Origin of the sequence: Natroniella sulfidigena, from assembly GCF_023223645.1 — a bacterium.
In the GTDB taxonomy this organism is placed as follows: Bacteria; Bacillota; Halanaerobiia; order Halobacteroidales; family Halobacteroidaceae; genus Natroniella; species Natroniella sulfidigena.
Genome location: NZ_JALKBY010000031.1, coordinates 1 through 1,708 on the forward strand (window position 1 = coordinate 1; position 1,708 = coordinate 1,708).

General features: G+C 32.6%; 2 protein-coding genes. Both read right to left on the minus strand.

Annotated features, from left to right (window positions below; genetic code table 11):
- Positions 1-70: 70 nt before the first annotated feature.
- Positions 71-1,162, minus strand: a complete 1,092-nt coding sequence (locus tag MWH28_RS12755; protein ID WP_248619776.1) for an IS3 family transposase — start codon at positions 1,160-1,162, stop codon at positions 71-73.
- Positions 1,138-1,626, minus strand: a complete 489-nt coding sequence (locus tag MWH28_RS12760) for a transposase (RefSeq protein WP_248619777.1) — start codon at positions 1,624-1,626, stop codon at positions 1,138-1,140. The genes MWH28_RS12755 and MWH28_RS12760 overlap by 25 nt, the downstream gene beginning before the upstream one ends.
- Positions 1,627-1,708: the final 82 nt, after the last annotated feature.

Consider the following 1,708-nt stretch of genomic DNA (forward strand, 5'->3'; position numbering starts at 1 on the left):
CGGTGTTTGTCAAGTAAGTTGTCGCATTTAATTAAAAATTTCTTTGAATACTTTTCATTCAGAACTCCAGTTAGGAGCTCTGTTGGTTAAGATGTTTTTCTACTTCATCTTCTTTCATTGGATTTAATGTTACATATTCAGGAAGTGACCAGTTTCTAATTTTTCCTGACCATCTTTCTGGATGAGCTGCTTTTGCTTTTTTATAAGTTTTAATACGCTTTTTCATTATATCTATATCAAGCCCATAATGTCTCTGATAGGGCGTTATAAAGTTAATTCCACTATGCAAATGAACGTGGTTATACCAGTGAACAAATTTAGAAACCCATTCTCTGGCTTCAGTTAGATCTTTAAAACCTTTATTCGGGTAAACAGGTCTATACTTCATTGTCTTAAATAGTGACTCAGAATAGGGATTATCATTGCTTACTCTTGGCCTTGAAAATGAACTTTGTATTCCCAGTTTCTCTAAAGTAGCCATAAATGTTGCTGCTTTCATAGGACTACCATTATCAGAATGTAATACTAGTGGTTTATCTTTTTTAGCTATGCCCTGAGACAGAGTTGCTTTTCTAATTAATCTTTTAGAATACTCAGCATTTTCTGTTTCCCAGACTTCATGAGCAATTATCAATCTACTAAACATATCAGTAATTAGGTAAAGCTTAAAATATTCACCCTTAATAAAAGCATTAAGCCATGTTATATCCCAAGTCCAAACTTGGTTTGGCTCAGTAGCTATATGTGTTGGTATTTCTCTTTTAACAGGTTCTTTAGATTTGCTTCTATGAGTATTCAATTTTTCTTCTTTTAAAACTCTATAGAAAGTTGACTCTGAAGCAATATATTTATCTTTATCAGCTAATTTGGGTACAATCTTTGATGGTGGTAAGTCTGCATATTCTTTGCTATTTGCAATTTCAATAATTTCTTTTCTTTCTGATTCTGTCAATTTATTTTTAGGTGGTTTTCTTTTAACTAGTGGTCTTTGATCTTTTTTGACACCACCATTTTCAGTCCACCTTTGATAGGTGCGAGAGCAGATTCCAAGCTCTTTACAAGCTGGTTCTAGTCTAGAACCATTTTCTCTTGCTTCATTGATCAGCTTTACTGCTTTTATGCGATCTGGATTCCTGATCAGTCTTCCTTTGGCTCCCCCCAAATCGCATTTGCCTTTTTTCTAAGAACCAGTAAAGCTGCAGCTTCTGCTAGAGCTTTTTCTTTATACCTTAGTTCTTTTTGAAGTTCTTTGGTTTTCTGTTGCTCATTTTTTAAGTTATCTTTAACTTCTTGAGGATCTTCAAATCTAGTATTGTTAGCATTTTGACATTGTTTTATCCAACTGTTTAATTCTTCAAGATGGATTCCTTTTTTGCGACAGTATTTAGAAGTTTCCAATTCAGATAAACTTGCAGTTTCTAAAACTGCTTGGAATTTATCCTTAGAGCTCCATTTACTCGCTTTTTTACTGTCATTTGAGTTTTCTTTAAGAACTTTTTTTCTCCATGTGTAAAGAGTATTTTTAGGTATATTTAATTCTTTAGCTAAATCAGATACCTTTTCACCATTTGCAAGTCTTTTGAAAACAGATTCTTTTAATTTTTTAGAGTATACTTTTTTTGGCATATTAATTCTCCTTAGGATTTATTGTCGTTACTTTATTATACACAGATTTTACTCCTTACGACAACTATCCTAACACATAGGG